This window comes from Mycoplasma sp. 527, assembly GCF_053851595.1.
Genome location: NZ_JBSQAY010000003.1, coordinates 60,788 through 81,941, shown reverse-complemented (window position 1 = coordinate 81,941; position 21,154 = coordinate 60,788). Strand labels below are relative to the sequence as shown.

At 27.7% G+C, this 21,154-nt stretch carries 21 protein-coding genes; 4 read left to right on the top strand and 17 right to left on the bottom strand.

Features of this window, described 5'->3' with window-relative positions; all coding sequences use genetic code 4:
* Positions 1-442 precede the first annotated feature (442 nt).
* From greA to rpmG, 17 genes are all read right to left on the bottom strand, one after another.
* On the bottom strand, positions 443-913 hold the full coding sequence (gene greA, locus ACWXVQ_RS02235) for a transcription elongation factor GreA (protein ID WP_438340667.1): 471 nt from the start codon (positions 911-913) through the stop codon (positions 443-445).
* On the bottom strand, positions 903-1,655 hold the full coding sequence (locus tag ACWXVQ_RS02230; protein ID WP_444705026.1) for a BC85_0335 family putative methyltransferase: 753 nt from the start codon (positions 1,653-1,655) through the stop codon (positions 903-905). Before ACWXVQ_RS02230 ends, greA begins: the two co-directional genes overlap by 11 nt.
* On the bottom strand, positions 1,643-1,990 hold the full coding sequence (locus tag ACWXVQ_RS02225; protein WP_438340665.1) for a hypothetical protein: 348 nt from the start codon (positions 1,988-1,990) through the stop codon (positions 1,643-1,645). The genes ACWXVQ_RS02230 and ACWXVQ_RS02225 overlap by 13 nt, the downstream gene beginning before the upstream one ends.
* A 4-nt stretch (positions 1,991-1,994) precedes the next feature.
* Positions 1,995-2,420: a Holliday junction resolvase RuvX gene (gene ruvX / locus ACWXVQ_RS02220; RefSeq protein WP_456013469.1), complete on the bottom strand. Its 426-nt coding sequence runs from the start codon at positions 2,418-2,420 to the stop codon at positions 1,995-1,997.
* Positions 2,413-5,076, bottom strand: coding sequence for an alanine--tRNA ligase (gene alaS, locus ACWXVQ_RS02215; protein WP_456013467.1), 2,664 nt, complete (start codon positions 5,074-5,076; stop codon positions 2,413-2,415). Before alaS ends, ruvX begins: the two co-directional genes overlap by 8 nt.
* Before the next feature lie 32 nt (positions 5,077-5,108).
* Positions 5,109-6,221, bottom strand: coding sequence for a tRNA 2-thiouridine(34) synthase MnmA (gene mnmA, locus ACWXVQ_RS02210; protein ID WP_456013466.1), 1,113 nt, complete (start codon positions 6,219-6,221; stop codon positions 5,109-5,111).
* Positions 6,222-6,328: 107 nt separating this feature from the next.
* Positions 6,329-7,729 (bottom strand): YitT family protein, encoded by a 1,401-nt coding sequence (locus ACWXVQ_RS02205; protein ID WP_455993945.1) that lies wholly within the window; start codon positions 7,727-7,729, stop codon positions 6,329-6,331.
* A gap of 3 nt (positions 7,730-7,732) precedes the next feature.
* Positions 7,733-9,151, bottom strand: a complete 1,419-nt coding sequence (gene dnaB / locus ACWXVQ_RS02200) for a replicative DNA helicase (RefSeq protein ID WP_456013464.1) — start codon at positions 9,149-9,151, stop codon at positions 7,733-7,735.
* A 39-nt stretch (positions 9,152-9,190) separates the two neighbouring features.
* A complete protein-coding gene (rplI, locus tag ACWXVQ_RS02195) occupies positions 9,191-9,628 on the bottom strand; it encodes a 50S ribosomal protein L9 (RefSeq protein ID WP_455966444.1) in 438 nt (145 codons plus the stop codon).
* On the bottom strand, positions 9,609-11,579 hold the full coding sequence (locus ACWXVQ_RS02190; protein WP_444705021.1) for a GGDEF domain-containing protein: 1,971 nt from the start codon (positions 11,577-11,579) through the stop codon (positions 9,609-9,611). Before ACWXVQ_RS02190 ends, rplI begins: the two co-directional genes overlap by 20 nt.
* Positions 11,580-11,691: 112 nt before the next feature.
* Positions 11,692-12,243 (bottom strand): ribosome biogenesis GTP-binding protein YihA/YsxC, encoded by a 552-nt coding sequence (gene yihA, locus ACWXVQ_RS02185; protein ID WP_438340657.1) that lies wholly within the window; start codon positions 12,241-12,243, stop codon positions 11,692-11,694.
* A 1-nt stretch (position 12,244) separates the two neighbouring features.
* On the bottom strand, positions 12,245-13,189 hold the full coding sequence (gene tsaD, locus ACWXVQ_RS02180; protein ID WP_438340656.1) for a tRNA (adenosine(37)-N6)-threonylcarbamoyltransferase complex transferase subunit TsaD: 945 nt from the start codon (positions 13,187-13,189) through the stop codon (positions 12,245-12,247).
* Positions 13,189-14,145: a tRNA (adenosine(37)-N6)-threonylcarbamoyltransferase complex ATPase subunit type 1 TsaE gene (gene tsaE, locus ACWXVQ_RS02175; protein WP_438340655.1), complete on the bottom strand. Its 957-nt coding sequence runs from the start codon at positions 14,143-14,145 to the stop codon at positions 13,189-13,191. Before tsaE ends, tsaD begins: the two co-directional genes overlap by 1 nt.
* Before the next feature lie 67 nt (positions 14,146-14,212).
* Complete coding sequence (locus ACWXVQ_RS02170) at positions 14,213-14,788, bottom strand: variable surface lipoprotein (protein WP_456011936.1); 576 nt, start codon at positions 14,786-14,788, stop codon at positions 14,213-14,215.
* Positions 14,789-14,818: 30 nt separating this feature from the next.
* The gene (gene nusG / locus ACWXVQ_RS02165; RefSeq protein ID WP_438340653.1) at positions 14,819-15,397 is read right to left on the bottom strand and encodes a transcription termination/antitermination protein NusG; all 579 of its coding nucleotides are present in this window, start codon (positions 15,395-15,397) and stop codon (positions 14,819-14,821) included.
* Between the two features lie 19 nt (positions 15,398-15,416).
* Entirely contained in the window at positions 15,417-15,707 is a 291-nt protein-coding gene (secE, locus tag ACWXVQ_RS02160; protein WP_438340652.1) for a preprotein translocase subunit SecE, read from the bottom strand.
* 3 nt (positions 15,708-15,710) lie between these two features.
* Positions 15,711-15,857 carry a 50S ribosomal protein L33 gene (gene rpmG, locus ACWXVQ_RS02155; RefSeq protein WP_438340651.1) on the bottom strand — a complete coding sequence of 49 codons (147 nt, stop codon included), beginning with the start codon at positions 15,855-15,857 and terminating at the stop codon, positions 15,711-15,713.
* Between the two features lie 103 nt (positions 15,858-15,960).
* Here rpmG and ACWXVQ_RS02150 point away from each other — a divergent pair, with 103 nt between their 5' ends.
* From ACWXVQ_RS02150 to ACWXVQ_RS02135, 4 genes are all read left to right on the top strand, one after another.
* Positions 15,961-17,586 carry a hypothetical protein gene (locus ACWXVQ_RS02150; protein WP_456013462.1) on the top strand — a complete coding sequence of 542 codons (1,626 nt, stop codon included), beginning with the start codon at positions 15,961-15,963 and terminating at the stop codon, positions 17,584-17,586.
* A gap of 1 nt (position 17,587) precedes the next feature.
* Positions 17,588-18,754, top strand: coding sequence for a tRNA uracil 4-sulfurtransferase ThiI (thiI, locus tag ACWXVQ_RS02145; protein ID WP_456013461.1), 1,167 nt, complete (start codon positions 17,588-17,590; stop codon positions 18,752-18,754).
* Positions 18,744-19,151, top strand: a complete 408-nt coding sequence (locus ACWXVQ_RS02140; RefSeq protein ID WP_456013459.1) for a hypothetical protein — start codon at positions 18,744-18,746, stop codon at positions 19,149-19,151. The genes thiI and ACWXVQ_RS02140 overlap by 11 nt, the downstream gene beginning before the upstream one ends.
* A gap of 69 nt (positions 19,152-19,220) precedes the next feature.
* Positions 19,221-21,143 carry a DNA gyrase/topoisomerase IV subunit B gene (locus ACWXVQ_RS02135; protein WP_456013457.1) on the top strand — a complete coding sequence of 641 codons (1,923 nt, stop codon included), beginning with the start codon at positions 19,221-19,223 and terminating at the stop codon, positions 21,141-21,143.
* Positions 21,144-21,154: the final 11 nt, after the last annotated feature.

Genomic DNA, 21,154 nt, shown 5'->3' with positions numbered 1-21,154 from the left:
TTAGGCACACAGCCAGCGTTCATCCTGAGCCAGGATCAAACTCTTAAAATTTGATTTTGGTTTTATTATATTTTTAAAAAATTAAAATTGACGTTATGGTATTCGTATCCAGTTTTCAAAGAACTACATATTAGGCACAAAAAAGTGCACTTTTATAAGTATACATTATTTTAAACTTTTTATTATGAAAATTTTTTAATTTTTTACATTAAATAAGAACGTTTTTAAAATAAGTACCATATCATTATACATGATTAAGTTAAAAAAAATAAAATAAATTTAACAAAATTTTTTTAAATATTTTTGCTAAAAGCAAATATTGAAAAAAGTTCAAGATTTAAAATAAAAAACCTCCTTATATTTTTAAAAAATACGGAAGTTCTATAACTTATTATTATATCTTACAATATATATTTTAATTATCTACAATCTGGATATTTAGCTACATTATTGATTCAATTTTTACCTTATATTTAGGAGCGGCCTCAACCTCTACAATATCGCCGACCTTATGATTAAGAATTGCTTTGGCTAACGGAGAAGAATTAGATATTTTCCCACTAAATGGATCTGCATCTAGTGCGCCAACAATAATAATAGTTAAAACAGCATTATTTTTTAAATTTAAAGCCTTAACTGTTGAACCAATTTTAACAATATGAGAACCGGTTGTGTCTTCAACAATAATATGGGCGTTTTCTAAAATATGTTGAATTTCTAGAATTTCGTTTTCAATGGCGGCTTGCTTATCACGGGCCGAATCATACTCAGCATTTTCTGATAAATCACCTTGATTTCTAGCTTCCTTGATTTCTTCGATGACTAACGGTCTAGCTTCTTCTTGCAAATATGCTAATCTTTTTTCATATTGTTCAAGGCTCTCCTTTGTTAAATATATTTTTTTATCTTCCATCTTCTTTTTCTCCTCTTTCAACAATGTCTTTTATGTTATTTTTAGCTAAAAGTATAACACTTTTATTTTTGAATTTTAAAGTTTCATAACGCAAACCAAGATTTGCTGATATCTTCTTTAACAAATCTAAATTAATGTTTTTATTATTTTCAATAATCATTATTCCTTTTGGGTTTAAAAAGTTTATTTTAGAACTTATGGTTGACTCCAATAATTGATCCTTATTATTTAAAATTATTATTAATTCATTGTCATTTGGAAGCTTAGCAACACTTTGGATATTTTCAAATTTTAGATCTGGAAATTCATATAAAATTTTTTCATTAATACCTAAATCTATTGTTCCATTAAAAAATACTTTCTTATTAGCTAAATTTGATACTGATAAAGCAAGATAATTATCATCATCTTCTATATAAATATTATGGTAATCATTTAAATAAATGGTATTAACAACAAAACATACAAAAAAATCACTTAAATCATTATTATAAAACTTCTTAATACCGCTTAGAACCACACCATAATTAGGATTAATTTTAATAAGTTTTTCTTTTTCGCGTTCTTCATTAGGGGATAAATATTTTTTAATAGCCTTCTTCTTATAATAAAGGCTAAGAACAAGAGCGATAATGGCAATTAATAAAGCTATAGCAATAGAAATAATTAATCCCGTTCTTACGTTGGGAGGTATTTTGCTTGTCCCGTTAGAAATAGATGATATATATATTAATTTGCGCATAAATTATCTACCGTCTCAGCTTCAAACAAAATGTGTTCAATAGATTCGCCATTTTCATCTACTAATTCAAATTCATTAGCAAACTCTTCTAATAAATCACTTAAGATTGAAACAATTCCTTCATCTTCTACCTCTTCTAAAATATGAGATTTTGTTTGTCTAAATAGAAAAATACCTTTTTTATTAGTTAAAAATATGTATTTTTCACCATTTTCTTCAATCGAAAACAAAACTCACATTTTAACATTGTTTTCCAAAATGATTTCTCTTTCTTGTGAGAAGATAAATAATTTTTGTCGTATGTTTTTATTGTTGTTTTTATTGATTTCTTCCATAAATCTAACCTTTTTTTAAATAATCCTCTAGTATGATTTGGGCAGCTAATGAATCTTTTTTATTTTTTCTTTTTTTGCCATTGTATCCGGCATTATATAAAATATTTTCAGCAAATATTGTACTTTCTCTCTCGTCTTGTAAAACAACATTTATTTCAACATTGTCTTGAAGTCTTTGCTTAAATTTTTCCACCATGATTGTCCTTGGACTTCTTGAAAAATCCATTCTTGTTGGATAACCTAAGATAATTGTATCAATTTCATTCTTATATTGACTTTCATATAGTCAATATTTCACTCTCCTAATAACGTCGATAAAATGTCATTCCTCAAAATAGAGTGTTTCTAATCCAGAAGCAATTATATTATTAATATCACTGATAGCAAAACCGCATGTTTTTGAGCCTAAATCCATAGCTAGTTTACGCATTTATTAATTCCTTAATTTCATCCATAATTATTTTAATCTGTTTAGTTGAATTGATTGATCCTTGCGATACTATTTGATTACCGCCACCTTTACCATTAAGGTTAGAAATTATCCTTTTAAAAATCTTTGTTGAGTCATATTGTTTTGAAGCAACAATTAGAAAATAATTATCATCATTAATTCTAGAAAGACCGATTATCAATGCATCGGCATTTGCTTCACGAATTTGCACAGCAATTTTTCTTAGTAAGCTTGCATCATTTTCATTAATTATGAATAACTTAACATTATTGCCAATTATTTCAGGATTATAAGCATTTAAATTTACTGATTCATTATTCTTTTCTTTTAATAATTTCTTATAATCTTCTCTTAATTTACTTTCGACTTCATCATAATAATCCAACATTTTTTCTTTCTGCGATGAAAGGCTAGGAATATCTACCAAATAAGATAAATTATAATTAGATTCTAATGCTTTATTATTCTTTACCAAGGAAGACAATAATTTTTGCTTTTCTAAAATTTCATTGTATAAATGTTTATTAACATACTCTTCAGAGGTAATAACCTTCAAACGATAAATTCCAGTTCCCTTTGAATCAACAGAAACAATTTTAAAGTTCTCGATTATGCCAGAATTTTCAACGTGTGTCCCACCGCATAAATCCTTAGTAATATTTTCAAATTCAACAACTCTGACATTATTAGCATCATAATATTCAGATTCATCAATTGTCATATATGCCCCTATTTCTTGTGCTTTTTTGACTGAAGTAATAATATAATTTCTCTTAGCCTGCATTGCAATATATTCATGCATAATATGCTCAATTTTTTTAATTTCATCCTTAGTTGGCCGATGATCTAATCCGAAGTCAAATGTAAAATATTCAGGATGAATGTTTGAACCAAGTTGTTCAATAATATCATTTGTGTAAGTTCTTCTTAAAGCATGGAACATAATATGTGTTGAACTATGATTTCTAGCATAATTAATTCTTTTTTCTTTGTCCACATAACATTCAATAGGTAAATTTTTATCAATCTTTCCTTTAACATAATGAACATGATTTTGGTATTTATCTTTAAATACATCAATTATTTCAATTTTATTATTTCCTTGTATCATATAGCCAAAGTCATGATTTTGTCCACCACTAGTTGCATAAAAAGGAGTATTGTCAAGAATAACATATGAAAAATCATCATCGCCATCTACCTTATCAATTTCCTGTTCCTCATTTAGCAAATAGATAATTTTTGATCTAGACTCAAGAAATTCATAACCAATAAATTCAGAAATTTTCCTGTCAACCAGTGAAAGCGAATTAATAACCTTTTGCATCGCAGCCTTTAAGCTGCCTTTCGAACGTTCTTGATGTTCCTTTTGAAAATCATAAAATTCTTGCAAATTAATTTCGATATTCTTTTCTTTTAATATTTCAGCCGTTAATTCAATAGGGAAGCCATAGGTATCAAACATTTTAAAGGCAATTTTAGCATCAATAAAACCTTTTTTATTTAGTTCGTGTTCAAGAAGTTTTTCGCCATCTTTAATGGTTTTAGCAAATAAATTTTCCTCATCCGAAATTACTCTTGAAACAGTTTTAACATCGATTTCATATATCAATGAGTCCTTAACAACTTGAACTAATTTATATAAAAAAGTTTTTTGTTGTATTCCTAATGATAAACCAGCGCGGTAAGCTCTTCTTATTAAACGTCTAATAATGTATCCTCTACCAACATTTGAAGGGCTAACGCCATCATTAATAGCATTCACACTTGCTCTAATATGATCCGCAATAATCTTAAATCAAGTATTAATTTTTAACTGTTCTGGCTCTTTTGTAAAATAGTTATTTATATCGTAGTGATATTTTGTTCATTCTTCTACTTTTCTAATAATAGGCAAAAATAGGTCAGTATCAAAATTAGTAGGCGCATCCTGAATAATAGAGGTTATTCTTTCTAACCCTGCACCAGTATCAATATTTTTAGTAGCTAATTCAGAGTAGTTATTTTCGCCATCATTATTGAATTGCGAAAATACAATATTTCATATTTCAATATATCTGTCATTCTCAATATCTTCTTTTAACAATTCAATGCCGCGCTTATCATATTTTTCACCTCGGTCATAAAAAATTTCAGTATCAGGGCCACAAGGTCCTTGACCAACATCTCAAAAATTAGTATCTCTTGTTCCACTTATAAGATGGTCCTTGTTTATACCTAACTCAATTCATCTATTATATGTATCCAAATCTTCTTCATAGTATGTTATATATATTTTTTCTTTTTCGAGTTTCAATACATTAAAAATAAACTCATATCCAAATGCAATAGCTTCTTTTTTAAAATAATCACCAATAGAAAAATTTCCTAGCATTTCAAAAAAGGTGTGATGTCTTGCGGTTATACCAACATTTTCAATATCATTAGTACGAATTGATTTTTGCGAATTTGTTATTCTCTTTGCGGGCGGAACTTTTTTACCGCTAAAATAATCTTTTAATGTTGCCACACCCGAATTAATTCATAATAATGAAGGGTCATTTTGAGGTATTAAAGATTTAGATTCTACAACAAGATGTTGTTTTGAAGCAAAAAAATCAAGTCACATTTGTCTAATTTGTTTTGATGAAAGCATTTTTTTCTCCTTGTTTTATATCATTATTTGATTTATAAAAAATTCTTTTGTTTTTGTTTATAAAAAATTCTATCAATGATTGCTGCCCCTACAACTTTTTGACCATCATAAATTACAACTTGTTGTCCTGGGGTTATGGCTTCTGTTTCATTGTACATGACCACAATTTCATTATTGTCTAAAAGTTGAATCTTACATTTGATATCTTCTTGACGATATCTAAATTTGGCCGACAGGTTTTCCTGATTATATGTTTTAGCAATTAAATTTCAATCTTTGGCAATAATCTTATCGGATAACAAATATTCTTTATGGTCCTCATTAGCAACATAAATAATTCTTTTTTTAATATTATGTCCAACAACAAAATAAGGTTTCTTAAATCCACCGAGATTTAAACCCTTGCGTTGACCAATTGTATAATACATTGCGCCGTTATGTTCCCCAACCTTATTGCTTGTGGCAATATCAATTATGTCACCTGGTTGAGCAGGAATATAATTTTCAAGAAATTTTGTGAATCTTCTTTCGCCAATAAAACAAATGCCTGTTGAATCTTTTTTAAAGGCAGTTTTTAAATTTAACTTCTTAGCGATTGTTCTTACTTCATTTTTTGTTATATTAGCTAGAGGAAAAATAACCTTTTTTAGTTGTTCGTTGTTTAATTGAGCCAGGAAATACGATTGATCCTTAGTCTGATCAAAGGCCCGAAATAATTCCCCATCATTAGTGTATGCATAATGACCCATAGCAATATAATCGGCTTTTAATTCATTAAATGCATAATCCGAAAAAGCTTTAAACTTTATAAATTTATTACAAAAAATATCAGGATTTGGTGTACGGCCAATTTCATATTCATTAATTAGGTATTTAAAAACATTGTCTCAATATTCCTTAACAAAATCCACACGGTGTAGCTTAATATTTAGTTGATTTGCAACATCCTTTGCATCTTGATAATCTTGTTCTTGTGGACAAATATTTTGTGAAATGTCTTCATTGCCTAAGAAATCATTGTTTAAAAATGAATCTCAATTTCGCATAAACAAACCTTCAACTTCGTATCCTTGTTTTAAAAGTAGGTATGCGCACACACTAGAATCAACTCCGCCACTCATTCCTAAAATTACTTTTTTGCTCATTTTGCTCCAATAAAATATATTAAATTATAAAGTTTTTAACGAAATAAAAATTTATTTTATACGAAACTAGTATTATAAAAAATTAAAAAGAGTCTCTATATAGACTCTTAATCAACAAACGATGTATCAAACACACCCGATATATTATGAATATTTGAAGTAGTTATTCACGCAGACTTATCTACTTTCTTAACTTGTTCCATAATAATATCTTTTTCTAAAAATAAAGCAACAGTTTCAATTTTGCCAAATTCCTCATGGCTAAATCCACCAACGCCATTAAAGATATTAAATGAGTGAGCATAACCAATCTTTTTAAATTGTTCAGCAACAATTTCAGGATATCTTGTATATATCTCAATTTTAACTTTCTTATATTTAGGATAAAACTTATTAACAAGTGTCGAAAATACTAATAAATATGAAATAGTACCTAAAATTCTTACTAAGAATAAGCCCGAATTTCAAACATGCCCTGTAATATTGCCGCTAAATTCTAACGAACCAATGATAATCGTTGATGAAGATGAAAAGCAAATTGCTACCATTAAGAATACATTACCAACTGGTTTTTTATTTTTATATGCAATAAAGTTAGAAATAACTGATGTTCCTCCAATAGAACCTTTTTGTCTTCACGCAACTATAGAAGCAAATCCTTCTGAAGCACCACCCATAATGGCATAGACAAGAACCGGCCAATTTTGGCCATCATAAACACCATAAATTTTAGTATCTTTTAATAATAAAGGTATTGAACCTAAGAGTGATACTTTTCCTATTTTAAATTGTTCAACTAATGCAGAATCAGTAATATTTTTAACTATCAAATTCAAGTCTTTTGGAGCGTATTGATTTTGAAAATAAGTAATAACTTCCTTAGCACCTTTATCAAATTCAATTGTTAAATTTTCGCCTTGAAGAACTTTTAATATTTCTTTACTTTGTCCGTTGTTATATAGTTTTGAAACTACTCTCGTATCAATTCCGAAAGGAGCTCAATAGAAATTATTCTCGCCAACCGGATTATAGAATGAAATTTTTTGATTAATAAAGTTAACAATTGGATTTGATCCACGACCGTCATATTCTATATATATTAATTGAACAATAACCTGAAATAGCATTCAATAGTATGTTAAAACCATAAACATTCTCGGATTCATTCTTCAGAAAACAAACATTAATGGTAAATTAACTAATACATAAAATAAACCATAGAATTGTGCAGTAGCAGGAGCAGTAAAAGTAATAATTTGAGAAAGCGATGATGTGCCTGAAGCAATAGTTGCTGCCTTTCTAAGAAAAACAGTAATTGCTATATTGTATAAAAAAGCACTCAATAACATTCAAATAACTTTTTTAGGATATTTTTTTCATATATTAAAAATGGTTACTTGTTGTGGGTTTAAGATAGCCATTTTTTCATCATATAGAGCTTTTTTTTGCTCAACGGAGAGCTTCGTTTTTTGAATTTTTTTATCTAAGTTTTTTTGTTTCTTATCCATGATTTAATCCTCCTTTTCTTTGAAAATTTGATGTTTGTTGTTGCCGTGTTCCTTTAAGACATAGACAAATTTATTAAAGTCAGGATAAAACCCTAATTGAATAGTTTTAGTTGATCCGTGACGGTTTTTGGCAACAATAACGTTTGTTGTCGAAAACATTTCCTTTTGTTCGTTATTAGCATTTTGATCATTTTTTTTGTTTCGATAATAGTCATCGCGATGTAAAAAGATAACTCTATCGGCATCTTGCTCAATACCTCCAGATTCTCTTAAATCAGAAATTATAGGGGTTTTGTCTTCACGTTTTTCAACGCTACGACTTAATTGACTTAAGGCAATAATAGGGCATGCTAGTTCGCGACCAAGTTGCTTTAATGAACGCGAAATCTTGGCCACTTCAAGTTGTCTATTTTCTTGCGACCTTTTTGAATTGTCTCCAATAAGTTGTAGGTAATCTATAATAACAAGATCAACCTTAGCATTTCGGGAGTATCTTTTTGATAAGGTAATAATATCCGAAATATTTAAAGTAGCAAGATCATTTAATACAATATTTCACTCAAACATGTTTTCGACAGTATGAGATAAATTTCTTTGATCATCAATACTTAATTCTTTGGTTTTAAGTTTGTAAATAGGGACAGTTGAATCTATAGAAATCATCCGCTGGACTAATTGTGGATTGGACATTTCAAGGCTAAAAAATAAAACGTTTTTCCCTTGTTTAGCTACATTATTAGCAATATTCAAAGCAAAGGCCGTTTTACCCATAGCCGGTCTAGCACCAATAATAGTTAAATCCCCACTATTTAAACCAAGCAAGCATTCATCTAATTCTGGAAAACCAAGCTGCAATCCTATTCCAATATCACTATCCTCCTTGCGCAAAATTTGTTGCATTATATTGTTTGCAACATCGCCAATTTTTTCAAATGAGGAATTAATTTCTGATATATCAATATTGATCAAGGATAATTGAATATGTGATAAAAGGTCCGACACATTAAAGGTTTTATTATCAATAGTATTTTTAATATCAACTATTAATTCATTAAGTTTATCGATTTTATATTGATCGATTATGTTTTTTACATATATTTCAATTTCACTCAAGAAACCAGCATTTTGAACCAAATAGCCAATATATTCAGGAGTATTCATATAAAATGAACCAACTAAATCAAACTGCTTTTTTTGCTCTAAGTAAACCAATAAATTAGAAAGGTCAAAATGCTCAGTAGAGTTATGCACTTCAACAATAGCAGAATATAATATTTGATGACTCTTAAAGTGAAACATTTCTGGCCTTATTAAAACAGCAATTTTCAAATATGTTTCAGGTTCAGATAAAATTAATCCCAATAAGGAGGCTTCATTATTAGCAATAGCAGTTTCTCTTGGGTTTAATGTTTGCATGCTCATTTTGCTCCCTTCATTTTATTGTTTTTTTATGTTATAAAATTATTTTTCTTCGAATATTTGAATTAATAAAATTGCATTAACTTCCGGGTGAAGCTTTACATTAATATAATGTTTTCCGAAAGTGTTATAAGAATCTTTATTTAAGGCATGAGCACTAATTTTAATATTATGTTTTATTAATTCTTTTTCAATAGCCTTGTTGGTTATTGAACCGTGGACAATATTTCCGTTCGATTTTAAGAAAAAGTTTAAAGTTATTTTTTCAATTTGCTCTTTTAAAACAATCGCTTTTTCAACTTCCCTTGCATGATCTTCGGCAATGTTTTGCTTAACTCTTTCTAAATTAGCTAGAGTTTGCTTATTCACTGGTTGAGCATAACCATTTTTTATTAAGAAATTTTTTGCAAACCCATCATTGATTTCAATAATTTCATTTGCTTTATATTTATCATATTGTTTAATTATTATTACTTTCATTTTTTACACTCACTATCGCTTGTATTAAGTTATCAACAAAAAGTTCGATATTTTCATCACTTTCAGCTGCTGCCGTGCCATAATGTCCTCCACCGTTAACTGCTTCTGCAATTAATTGAACATTAGTGTCAATTCCTCTGGCTGACATCTTACATTTTTTAGTCCCAGCTAATTTACCAATAACAAAGGCTGCTTTTCTTCCATTAACTCTTAGGATTTCATCGGCAGCAATTGAAATTACATCAGGGGAAACAAAAATGTTCTTATAAGCAATGAAATATCCAGGTTTAACCTCCTGCAAGTTTTCAAGAAGTTCTAAAACTTGTTTGAAGGTTTCTATATCTAATTTTAAAGTATTAACTGAAATTTGGATCTTAGCGCCTCATATCTCTAATAAGGCAGCTGCTGAAAAAGTCTTGGAACTTGTTTGTTTTTGAAAATTATTAGTGTCAAGATAAATGCCATTTAACAAATATTGTGCTGTGATCTCATCCATCTTGTCACCATTATTTGAAATAGCAATTATTTCACTAACAATTTCTGAGGCTGATGATGCTGATGAGTCAATATAAGTATTTTCTCTAAAAGCATATAATGGGTTTGCCCCGATTCGATGATGATCAATAATGATTATATTATCCTTTTCAATACCTTTAAATGCGTTGGGATTTTCAATTCTTGTTTCATCAGCAACATCGCAAATTACTACAAGTGTTTTTTTATCATTTAATAATGTCGCTTCCTTTGGCGATATAAATATTTGCTTGTCTAATGGACTCATATGATCATAAACGCGTTGCGTGGTTTCATCAAATGTCTTGTTTTGAATAAATGTTTCTTTTTCATAAGCTCTTGCTAATTTATGAATACCCCACGCAGAACCGAGCGCGTCAAGATCGGCGTTCTTATGACCATAAATTATAACTTTGTTAATATTCTTAGACTTTAATTTTGCAATCAAAACCTTAGAAATATAGCTAACATTAGTGCGAGACATATTGATGTTTATTTCTGAGCTAGTTCCATAATATCTTGGATGTTCATTTTTTGTTAAAACAGTTATTTGGTCTCCACCACGGGTTTTGGATTGTAATAATGCCTCTTTGGCTAATTTGTCAAGTGTTTCCAATTTGAATAAACCATATGAAAACCCACCAGACAATGTCAAGGATATACCTTTATGCAGACTCTTATTTTTAAGTTGATTAAATGCCTCAAAGTTGGTTTTTTCTAGTTGCTCAAGAGTTTCTTGATTAGTTAAAACAAAGAAACGCCCATTCTCATATTGCCGGTAAATAATATTATAACTTTTAGAAATATCATCAAACAAGGACCCGAAACTTGAATATATAGCATAAAGATCTTCTTGTGATAAGGATACTTGGTATAAATTCATATTGTCAATATGAAATTCGCCAAAAACAACACGTTGCATCTTATAATCATTTAATAAAGCTGTTTGGATAGTTATATCTTTAATCTGAACAATATTTTTTTCAAAAATAACCTGAACATCGTACTCATAGTCATCTTTTTTAAAAACAAAGTTATTATTATTCCCATCTCATTCTTCAATATTAAAAACAGTTTTTATATTTTTTCCGACTATCGACTTACCAAATTTGTTAATAACAAAGTTTGAAGCTCATATAATCCTTCCATTATTTAAAAAAATAATAGTACCAATCCCTTGATCACTTATTTCATTTTGAATGAACTGATTTAGGGTTTGATTTGCAATTGATGATTCTTTTAAATATCTTCTTATGATGAAAAATATAAAAACTCCAAGGCCCAATACCAAAAGCGAATAAATAACAATAATAGGAACTCTTCAATTATTAGGTAAATGAAATAATCCTACAAACAAAAGAATCATTGGTACTATAAATAAAGTAAATACTTGAATTATTAAAATGAGTAATCTTTTTTTGTCTTCTTTGTTTTTCATATGTAAAATTATACAAAAATTGATATAAAAATGGACCAATGCGCACTAAATTAAACCTAGATTATTTAATTTTTAGTAATTTCATTTTTTTGGAAAGCAACATATTTAAATACTAAAAATCAAAATGTTTGATAATATCTTGCAACCCTACTTTTTTTTCTGATGAGACTATAAAAATATTTACTTCTTTTTTAAATGTTAGCGCCTGGGTTTTTACTCTATGCCTTTGTGATTGGTTAGCCTTATCAATTTTAGTAATAATAATATTAAATGGTATTTTTAAATTATTAATATACTCAATCATTTCCAAATCTATCGGCATAAAACCTATCTTGGCATCAATTAAGAAACAAACTATCTTATCATTTGGGCTGTTGCGAAAATAATAATCTATTATTCCGCTAACTTTTTGCTGTTCTTTTTTAGACATGCTAGCATAACCATAACCAGGCAAATCAACCACAATCTTTTTATTATTAGTTTCAAAATAATTTATTAATCTTGTACGTCCTGGACTTGAAGAAGTTTTTGCTAATTTATTATTAGCTAGAGCATTAATTAACGAAGACTTTCCTACATTTGAGCGCCCTCAAAAAACAATCTCATAACTGGTAAAATCTAATCAATTTTCCTGTGAAGTTGAACTTTTTATAAATTTTCACATATTATTTTTTTACCTTTTCATAAGCTAATCTAGCAATCATCATTGCATTATCAGTTGTATACTCCATTAATGGTAGATAAACATTGTTGTGAAGGGTTAACACCATTTCTCTAATTCCTTTATTAGCGCTTACTCCTCCTGCTAAAGTAATACATTTTGGTCCATACTTTTTAATTGCCTTTTCTAAATTAATTTTAAGGTAGGCAATTATCGTATTTTGGAATTCACAAGCAATCTTATTAATATTAATTTCTTCGTTTCTATTTATTAGACTATTAAAATGATTTATAACGGCTGTTTTGATTCCACTAAATGAAAAATCTAATTCATTTAATGTATGTGGAATTGAAAATTTATTTTTATATTTTTCTTTATTATTAATTCAAATATTATCAATAATCGGTCCACCTGGGAAACCTAATGATAGTTTTCTAGCAATCTTATCATAAACCTCACCAACGGCATCGTCCAAAGTTTCACCGACTATCTCAAAACTATTAGAATCAGTATATAACATCAATTGCGAGTGTCCACCTGAAACTAATAAGCATAAGGCAGGAAATTCTAATTCTTTCGATATAAAAGCTGAATAAAAATGGCCTTCTAAGTGATTTAACCCAATTGCTGGTATTTGATATATTCTGGACATTGTTTGTGCAACAATAAAACCTATTTGCAACGATCCTACCAATCCCGGTTCCTTAGTATAAGCAATATAATCAATATTCTTACAAATCTCCTTGTTATTAACAACGATATTCTTAAATTCTTCAATTAATAATGCAATATTTCTAACATGCAATCTCGAAGCAATTTCTGGAATGGTTCCACCGTATTTTTTATGAATTTCTGTTTGAGATATAGTTTTCATTCAAACAGGCTTATTATCTTCCAAAATAGCAAAAGAGGTATCATCATGAGAGCTCTCGATAGCAAAAATTTTCATTAAACACCTCCAATTTGAGGATCAGAAGCATAAATTAATTCCTCTTTTAAGATGTCATTTGATTCTCTAAATAAATCAACATATTTACTAAAATTTTTAAAGAAATTTTGGTAATTAAAATCTATTACTGAATTTATACTATCAACTAAATTTATAGTTATTCCTAAATTAGTTTTAATTACTTCATATGCCTTATACCTATTAGCTTTTATATAAATAACATCCAAATTTAGTTGTTTAAAAAACAAATCATATGTTGGCGCAATAAAAACTTTTATATCATTTTTTGCGATTACATTTTGAAGAAGTTTATTAGTAGATGCAAAAACAAAGGCTAAACGTGTTCCGGTAAAACTTCCAGGTCCATTTGTTATATAAAGATTATCTAGATAATTCAACTTTGTATTATTTCTTCCTAATAACTCATCTATTGATTCAAAGAATTTATCAGTTTTTTTAATTAGTTTTTCAATTAATATATGGTCAATTACATTACCATTTTCAGTTAAAGCTATGCAAAAATCTGGCAAAGAAGTTTCAATGAATAAGCCTTGATAACAAGTTTGCTTAGTTATTTTAAATAAATGAAAAATTTGACCATCCCTTTCGTGAAGACTGACCTCAATATTAAAATAATATTTAAAATTATGTATAATGTTTTTTGACCATTCAATAACAACAATTTTATCTTCAAAATATTCTTCATATGGGAATAAATCACCAACTAATTTATACGCATCAATATGTACCATTTTATCATAGCATATTATAGTATTAAATGTTGGGGAAACCACAGCCTTAGATTCACCTAATTTTTTGGCTATTTGCCCAGTTAATGTTGTCTTCCCTGCGCCTAATTCCCCGTCTAATAATATAGCTTCTATTTTTTTAAATGACAGAAGATAATTAACTAATTCATCTAGTTTTTCGCCTTCTTTAAACCAAAATTCCTTCATTTTTTTAAAATAATCTCCTTATATAAAAACAAAAAAGAAGATTCAAATATTTTATGATTCTTCTTTTTTAAAATAATTTAGCACTGGCTTTTTTGTCAACTTCAGCTTTTTTCGTTTTAATGTCATCAAGAATTTTATTTAGTTCTTGTATTAATTTGGCTTTAGCATTATCATTAAATAAAACTGAATTTATTTTCTTAATTTCTTCTTCTTTTGCGCTGTATTGTTTAACTAACTCAATTTTCAATTCATCATATTTTTTATCTGACAACTGTTCATGTGCATATTGCTTTAATGTATTTAAAAAAATAAATACATCTCTTTGGTTATTACTATATTTTTCAGTTGTTGTTTTATTATCATTAAGAATTTTATTTGTATTTTCAATAAAATCACTAAGTGCCTTCTGATAATCTATATTTTTATTGCTATTATTTTTTAATATATTTTCAGCATCAATAATTTCTTTTCTTAATTTGTCCTCATAATCATCAGCAAATTCAATATTAGATAATTGTTGCTTAGCAAGGGAAACTTCTCTTTCTAATTCTGCTTTATAGTTAGTACATGAAATGGCAATTAATGGGAGAGTCAAAGCAGAAATCGAACCAATACTAATTAACGTTTTTGTTATTTTATTCATAAATTCTCCTAAAATAAATACCATAAATAACTAAGAGCAAATCTCAAGGTCATTATGTGAGAATTCCGTTGGCACCTTTCTTCCAAATTGTTCAATATTTACAAATGCTTTTTGTTCAATGTCATCATTTCTAATAATTTCGCCAACTTCGCCCTTGAATATACCACTCTTAATTTTAACAATAATCCCCTCTTTGAATGCTGTTTCAATATCACCCGCCTCAAATTTCTCAATAAGAATCCTTTCTTTTTCAACCATTTTTTCAAAGGTGTTTTCACTGATTGGCGTTGGTTTTGCACCTTTTCCAGAAGATCCAATCAAACCAGTAACGTATTGTGTATTACGAACTAAATACCAGGATTCATCAGTCATTATCATATTAAGAAAAATATAACCTTTATAAATATTTACATACTTAATGTTGTATTCCTCACCCCTGCTTTTCTTTTGCAATTCTTTGCTAGACAAATGGGGCATCTTAAAAATTCTAATATCCTTAAAGAAATCTTCCATTTTTTGAGAACTAATTTTGTTTTTCAATGCTTCAACAACGTTATCTTCCTTGCCTGAAACAGTTGATATCATATATCACTTACAATCTGAATACATTTTTTCTCCTTAAAAAATATTATGTTCTAATACCCACTACATTTCATAAACCGGTAAAAATTAAAGTTATAACAAAGCAAAATATAGCCATGATTAACACAAAGGCAATAGTAATTCCAAACCATTTTCAAGACTTGAAATTACTTGGCCACGCAACTCTCTTAATTTCCCTTACTAAATTTCTAAAAGTGTAAAGTTTCGTTGCCTTAGCTTCATCCTTTTTTCTTTCCTTTAAAAGAGCTTTCTCTCTTCTTACTCTATCTTTAATCTCTTTTTTTTCTTCAGGACTCATCTTTGTTTTTTCTAGCATACCTTATTTTTCCTCTTTATGAATTGTTTGAATATTGCAATATTTACAAAATTTCTTAATCTCTAGTCTTTTTTCATTACTTTTATTAACAGAATAATTTTTATGCAAGCATTCCTGACAAGATAGTGACACTTTCTTTTGCTTTCTCATATAAGGAAAATTATATTATTTTTTTACATTTTTTTCAAATAAAACTAGACTTAGATATATTGTGAACAATAAATAAGATATATAAAATATAATTTTACTTACTATGGTACACAATTATTTGTATTTTTTGTTAAATGTAATTTGGATAATACCTATTATTATCACCTTCATTATTCGATCTTTAAAAAAGGAATTTAAAATCAAGAAACTTCAAAAAAAGATTGAATACATAAACCAAAATTTAAAAAAAATTAAAAAAATTAATAATCAATTTCATGAATTTACAGATAAAAACAATAAATGCACATACCAAGAAAAAATAACTGCTAATGTAATAAATATTATTGAATTTTCACTAACAAAGATAACTTTTTTTCTTAATGAATTGCATATGATTAATAACATAAGAAACATACAAGAAAAAAAGTCGAAAAGTCCTGAATTTAAAAAAATTTTTAATAAAGCAATTGTCGAATGAAAAACAATAAAAGAAACAATAAAAGAAAATAAAGATTTTATTTTTCTTGAAAGTCAAAATATCTCAAAATTTCTCATCTTTTCAAATAATTTAAAATCCGTCTTCTTAAATATAAATAAATGTATTGATAACAATAAAAACAACCTTTTCTTGCAAGATTTTTCAATTGAATTTAATAAAAAATACAATGAAATAAAAAATATTGTTGAATATAGTAGTAAGCTTCAACTATATAAAGGTTGGAATAATCATTTTTTAACCAATTCAAAAAATATCAAAAAAATATTAAATGATTTTTTGTTCTTTATAAAAAATGGTTTAACACTATACTCATATATTGAAAATAATATTGAAATTCCATTTAAATTTATTGAGGACATTGTCATCAAATATTCATCTTTTCACCAATTTTTTTTTAATTGGCAAATGCTAAATTCTTTCATTGATGAAACTAGAAGTGTGATTGAAGAAATTAAATTTAAAATTCATAAAACTAATTTTTTTGATTGAATTGTAACATTCAAAACAAAACTTGAAAACCTTTCAAAAAAAATAATTTACAAATATATTGAAATCAAAAAAGAAATAGATAGTTTTGAAATATTAAAATCAAATTCTGAGCTTATAAGCAAAATAATTGATCTTTTTGATATACAACATTGAAAAAATCTTAAATCAGACCGTCAAAACGCAAAATATAAATTATTAATAAATAATTTTTATGAATTTTATTACCAAAATCTGGCGTATTTTAAATCAAAAAATAAAAAAAATTCAAGCAATATTTCATATTTTGAAAGATTAAATAATCTAAATAATATTCTAAAAAAAATGTGTAAAATCCCGTTTTTTCAAAGACAATTTAAAAATAATTGAAACAAAAAAGATAAGACCGCTTTCAAGGATAAAATGACCAATATGTTAATTGAGACATTTGGATTACATGACTTTAAAATACCATTAAATGAGGAAATAACTTATTATAAAAATAAATTTGAATCATTACTAGAAAAGCAAAATATAAATGACGAATATGAACTAAACTTAATAAATCAAGTCATTCAAAAAAAAATTATTGTGATTAACATAAAATATTTGGTTGCAAGGCATCTAATCGATAATTTTAACTTGCTAACAAAAAATAAATTTCAAGAAAAAAATATTGAATTAATTAACTTAATATATCAGAATAAATATGATGAAATAATTAATAAATCGCTAAAATTAATTAATAAGTCAAAGGAGAAATAAAATGTGTGCTAATCAAGAAATGGAAATATTAATTAGATACGGAGAATTAACACTAAAAGGTGAAAATAAAAAGGATTTCATTAATCAATTAAGAAAAAATATTGAACTATATATACCTAAAAATGAGTTAAGAATGGAATACGACAGAGCTTTTTGTAAGTATTCAGAGCAAAATTTAAAATCCCTAAAATTTATTTTTGGAATTTCATCTTATTCAATAGTTCATAAGACATCAACCAATATTGAAGATATTGAAAAAAAAGTATTTGAACTAGCCTCGAAAAAATCATTCAACTCTTTTGCTATAAATGCCAGAAGACATAATAAAAATTATCATTTAACTTCATCGGAAATCAATATGCACTTTGGCGGTTTTATATTAAATAATTTTAAAAATAAAGTTGTAAACCTTAGCAATCCTGATTTATCCATATATATTGAAATAAGAGACAAATTTACATATATTTTTAGCGACTACATTTATGCCCTTGGTGGAATGCCAGTGTGTTCATCAGGACGTGTTTTACATTTAATAAGTGGTGGAATCGATTCTCCTGTTGCTGCACATTTATTGCAAAAAAGGGGATTAAAGATTGAATTTTTAAACTTCATTACACCCCCTCATACCGATGAAAAAACGACTATGAAAATCGAACAAATTATCAAAACATTAACCAAATTTCAAGGATCTTCTACTCTTTTTCAAATTAATTACACAAAATTAATGAATTATATAGGTCTTGTATCAAATCAAAAATATAAAATAACACTAATGCGTCGCAGTTTCTATCGTATTGCACAAAAAATAGCCAAAAAATATAATATAAAAGCAATTTCGAATGGTGAAAATTTAGCACAAGTTGCTTCGCAAACATTAGAATCAATCCACGCAATATCAGAGGTTTGTGATTTGCCTATTTTTAGACCATTATTAAGCTTCGATAAAAATGAAACAATCACAATTGCCAAAGCCATTAACACAATGGAAATATCGATCCAAAAAGCTTGCGAAACATGTGAACTTTTTGCCCCAAGATTCCCAGTCACCAAACCCACAAGAGAGGAAGCAAAAAGATTAGAAGAAGAACTTAAAAATCTTGAGAAACTTGAGAATGAAATAATTAACGAAGTTGAAATAAAAACATTTAATTTAAGAAATGACAAATAAAAATAATTTTTTTTATAAACTAAAAAAATATCCAAAACTTAAAAGAAATTACGTTTTCTTTCTTGCTTTATGTGTTTATGCAATTATTATTCCTATCATTCTCATTACAGCATGAATTGTTTATCTTATTTTAAATAATGGAAAACATTTTCTAATGCAATCAAATAATTTTATAGTTTTAATTTCCATCACTATCATACTATTTATTAGCTGGCTTACCTGTTTTTTCTTAATTAGATATATTATTAAAATAACATTTGCAAAAATATATAAAATAACTAAAAATAAAATAATTAACAAAATTGCTATTATCTTTTTGGGTGAAAAAATTATGAATGCAGATATTCATATGATTAACCAAGAACTGGAAGAAAACAATAAAAACCAACGTCTATAAAACACTCATTTGTGTCTTTATATTTTTTAATTTTTATTTAAATATTCAAAAAATATATAATTAATTATCATGAGTACAACTAATTACGAAGCAAAAGATTTAAAAGTTTTAAAGGGTTTAGAGGCAGTTATTAAAAGACCTGGAATGTATGTTGGTTCTACTGATTCAAACGGATTACATCATCTAATTTGGGAAATTTTTGATAATGCTATTGATGAATCATTAGCCGGATATGCTAATAATATTAAGGTAATATTAAAAAGTGATGGGTCTGTTATTGTTGAAGACAACGGAAGAGGTGTTCCAATCAATAAACATGAGACAGGAAAAAGTGGTGTTGAACTAGTATTTACCGAATTACATGCTGGCGGTAAATTTGGCGATGGGGCATACAAAACTAGTGGAGGACTTCATGGCGTTGGGTCCTCAGTAGTAAATGCTCTTAGTTCTAAGGTTGAAGTTAGCGTTTATCGTGACAAAAAAGAATACTTCACATCTTTTGAACAAGAAAAAATTACAAGTAAAACAACAATTATAGGACCAACTACAAAACGTGGAACTAGGGTTCAATTTTGACCTAATTATTCAATATTTAAAAAAGCGAAATTTTCATCTGAAACAGTTAAAGAAAAATTAAGAGAGGCCAGTTTCTTAATATCAAATTTGAAAATCAACTATATCAATGAAAATACTAACGAAAATGTTGTTTTTCAAACCAATGAAGGAATTAAAGAATATATCAACTTTGTTGGTGAGGGCCGAAAATTTATCAGTAGAATTTTCTTTGCGTCAGGAAAATCAAAAAACAATATTGAGGTTGAAATATCGTTAGCGTATACTGAAAACTATAGTGAATCAATATATTCCTTTGTCAATAATGTTAAAACTAGGGATGGAGGAACTCATGAAACAGCATTTAAATCTGCATTAACCAAAACAATTAATGAATGGTATACAAAAAATTCAAGTTCTAAAACAAAAATTAATTTTGATGGATTAGATGTTAGAGAGGGAATAATTGCTGTAGTATCACTAAAAATTCCTGAAAGTATTCTTGAATTTGTTGGGCAAACTAAGGATAAATTAGGAACGCCTGAAGCAAGGGAATCTGTTGAAGATTTCTTTAGTGAAAAATTTACATTTTTTTTAAATGAAAACAAGCAAGAAGCTGACAAAATCATCGAGAAAATTAAGCGAACATATGACGGAAGAATTGCGGCAAGAAATGCTAGAAATGAAGCTAGAAAGGTAAAGAATAAACTCGATTCAAAAAAAATTCTTTCAAACAAATTAACTCCTGCACAAACAAAGAACAAAACAATCAAAGAGCTTTTTTTAGTCGAAGGTGATTCAGCCGGAGGGTCAGCTAAAATGGGCAGAAATCGAATGACTCAAGCCATTCTTCCCTTACGTGGGGTTGTAATGAATACTGATAAAGCCAAATTAGTTGATGTCCTTGCAAATGAAGAACTTGCAACAATTATTAACACGATTGGAGCTGGAATTGGTAGCGAATTCGATGCCAAGAATTCACAATATGGAAAAATTATTATTATGACTGATGCGGATGTTGATGGAGCCCATATCCAAATGCTTTTATTAACATTTTTCTGAAGATATATGAAAAAACTAATTGAATTAGGAATGGTATATATCGCTTTGCCCCCATTATATAAAATAACAATTAAAAACTCAAATAACAAATATTTCTACGCTTGAGACGAAGAACAACTAAGAGAAATAACGTCGCAATATACAAACTACGAAATCCAAAGATATAAAGGGCTTGGAGAAATGAATGCTGACCAACTTTGAGAAACAACGATGAATCCTGCAACTCGTTCAATCATTAAGGTAGGCATCGATCAGCAAGCATTAATAGAAAGGTATATAACTACCTTTATGAGTGATGATTCGGAGGCAAGAAAAAATTGAATCAATAATAACATCGACTTTTCAAGTATTGATGAATTTGAAATTAATAAAAAATAAATGAGGCACGA